Origin of the sequence: Pseudomonas sp. BAY1663, from assembly GCF_000582595.1 — a bacterium.
Taxonomy (GTDB): domain Bacteria; phylum Pseudomonadota; class Gammaproteobacteria; order Pseudomonadales; family Pseudomonadaceae; genus Stutzerimonas; species Stutzerimonas stutzeri_AF.
On sequence record NZ_AZSV01000174.1, the window covers coordinates 1 to 2,434 of the forward strand.

The 2,434-nt window shown below is 69.1% G+C and carries 4 protein-coding genes; all 4 read right to left on the minus strand.

Annotation, left to right across the window (positions count from 1 at the left end; translation table 11 throughout):
• Window positions 1–271, minus strand: a 271-nt coding sequence (locus BAY1663_RS22480; protein WP_305809526.1) for an ATP-binding protein, incomplete at its 3' end; no start/stop codon positions are given.
• A gap of 54 nt (window positions 272–325) precedes the next feature.
• Entirely contained in the window at window positions 326–1,093 is a 768-nt protein-coding gene (locus BAY1663_RS22485) for a PAS domain-containing protein (RefSeq protein WP_051497211.1), read from the minus strand.
• Complete coding sequence (locus BAY1663_RS22490; RefSeq protein WP_037045289.1) at window positions 1,090–1,776, minus strand: response regulator; 687 nt, start codon at window positions 1,774–1,776, stop codon at window positions 1,090–1,092. The genes BAY1663_RS22485 and BAY1663_RS22490 overlap by 4 nt, the downstream gene beginning before the upstream one ends.
• Window positions 1,773–2,434 (minus strand): sensor histidine kinase (locus tag BAY1663_RS22495; protein WP_256206958.1); only part of this gene is annotated, 662 nt, incomplete at its 5' end. The genes BAY1663_RS22495 and BAY1663_RS22490, both read right to left, overlap by 4 nt.

Genomic DNA, 2,434 nt, shown 5'->3' on the forward strand with positions numbered 1-2,434 from the left:
CGCCCGCCGCGACCCGGACCCGTACCACCTGCAGCGGAACTCCCAGCCGCTCGCAGACGGCCCGGCAGTGCGCCGGCCAGTCGTCGGCGGCGGTCTGCAGGCCGTGGTGCACGTGGATGGCGGCAATCGGCGGCAACGCCTGATCCCCGGCGAGCCGCGCCAAGGCATGCAGCAGCACGCTGGAATCCAGGCCGCCGGAGAAGGCCACCCACCACTTCGGTGACGCCAGCCAGGGAGCGAGTGCGCGAAGCAGACGGGATTCGAGAGACATACGGACGGACTTGGCAGGATTTTTCGACGCCAAGCATAAGCCAGAAACGGACGGTTACGCAGAGGCCAGTACCACACCCTCGAGCCCGAGCACTTCGCCATTGGCGGCGTAGATGCCGTTGCCGTGCTCCCGCACCCGCTTCTCCTGCCCGTCGGCGCATAGCAGCCGGTAGTCGAAGACGAACGCACGCTGCGCCTGCAGGCCGGCCTGGACTTCGGCCCAGACATGTTCGCGGTCGTCCGGGTGGATCAGGTCGTTGAAGGTCAGGCTGCGGCTATCCAGCAACTGCTCGGGGCGGTAGCCGGTCAGCTCCTGGCAGCCGGCGCTGACGTATTCCATGCTCCAGTGGCGGTTGTTGCGGCAGCGATAGACCATCATCGGCAGGCCGTCGAGCAGGTTGCTCAGGCTGCGGTGGCTGGCCTGCAGGGACTGGCGCCGCTGTATCTGCCCGGTGATGTCGCCCAGGCTGGCGACGAAGCCACCGAGCCGGCGCCGCAGGCGTACCTCGACCCAGCGACGCTCGCCGCTGCAGGTGAGATAACGCAGCAGCAGCACCTCCGTCCGCGCCGGACGCAACTGCCCCAGCGCCTGGCTCCAGGCCTGCACATCCGCGGGATGAAGGAAGTTGGCCAGCGGTTGTCCCAGACAGTGGCTGAGCCGATGGCCGGTCAGCTCGTACCAGCCGCTGTTGAGCTGGCGAATGCAGCCGTCGACGTCCAGCCGCGCCCATGCCAGCGGCACTTGATCGAGATCGCCGGGCGCGGCGCGCAGCACCTGACGCAGCCAGTCGAACACCCCGAATGCCGTCGATGGAGAAATCATGGCCGCTCCCGGTTCGGCGCACGCGCCGCCAACTGGTCGACGAAGCCGCCACGATGGGCCCAGGCCGCCAGTTCCAGCCGCGAGTGCAGGTTGAGCTTGGTCAGCAGGTGGCGCACGTGGATCTTCACCGTACCGTCGCTGATGCCCAGTTCACGGGCGATCAGCTTGTTGCTCAGGCCTTCGGCGATCAGCGCCAGCGTCTGGCATTCGCGTTCGGTCAGCTCCTGCGCCACGGTCCGCTCGGGCCCCGGCGGTGTCGCGCGCGATTCTTCGGCCAGCAGCCGCATGAGCCCCGGCTCCAGCGTGACCCGGCCGCGGGTGCAGCCCTGCAGGTAGGCGACCAGTTGCTCCGGCTCGGTGTTCTTGAGCACATAGCCATCGGCCCCTGCGCGCAACGCGGCCAGCAGGTCGTCCTGGGAATCGGATGCCGTCAGCACGACGACCTGACTGTCTGGTTGCACGCGCTTGAGGGCGGCAAGGGTTTCCAGGCCGCTCATGCCCGGCATGTGCAGGTCGAGCAGGATCATCGCCGGCGCCAGCCGTTGCGCCAACTCGATGCCTTCCGGACCGGACGCCGCCATGCCGAGCACCTGGAAATCCGCCACCGCGCCGAGCAGTTCGGCCAGCCCGCAACGCAGCAGCGAATGATCGTCGATGAGGATCAGCGTCAGCGGCTCGTTCATGCGCCGCTCCACAGCAGCCGCACGCAGGTGCCGCGCGGCGTGCCGCTGGCGAATTCCAGCCGCGCCCCGATGCCGGCGGCCCGTTCGCGCATGATGCGCAGGCCGAAGTGGCCGCTTTCCGGCAGCTCGTCCGGCAGGCCGATGCCATCGTCTTCCACCCGCACCTCCACGCCGTCGCCTGGCCGGGGCAACAGGCTCACCTGCACGCAGCGGGCATGCGAATGACGCACCACGTTGGCCAGCGCCTCGCGGATGATCTGCAGTACCTGCAGCTCCGCCTCGGGCGTGATCAGGCCGGCCGGGATGCGGTTGTCCAGTTCGAAGACGCAGCCGCTGCAGCGGGCGAACTCGTCCACCGAGGCCTGCACGGCCTCGTTCAGCGTGCGGCCGCCCATGGTCAGGCGCGCCGAGGCGATCAGCTCGCGCACCTGGCGGTGCAGCAACTGCAGCGTGCCACGCAGCTCGTCGAACATCGGCTGGGCCGCGGACTCCTGCTCCGATGTGGCAAGCAGCGCCTGGATGCGGCTGGCACGGATCTGCAGGTAACTGAGCTGTTGCGCCACCGTATCGTGCAGCTCGCGCGCGAGCACCGCCCGCTCGGCGGCCAGTTCGCGCCGCTGCCGGCGGCGTTCGCCGGCCAGCGTCTGCAAGGTGTCGC

Excerpts from the sequence above, each read along its gene's own strand:
- BAY1663_RS22485 (WP_051497211.1), bottom strand. The coding sequence starts at position 1,093 with ATGATTTCTCCATCGACGGCATTCGGGGTGTTCGACTGGCTGCGTCAG.
- BAY1663_RS22490 (WP_037045289.1), bottom strand. The coding sequence starts at position 1,776 with ATGAACGAGCCGCTGACGCTGATCCTCATCGACGATCATTCGCTGCTG.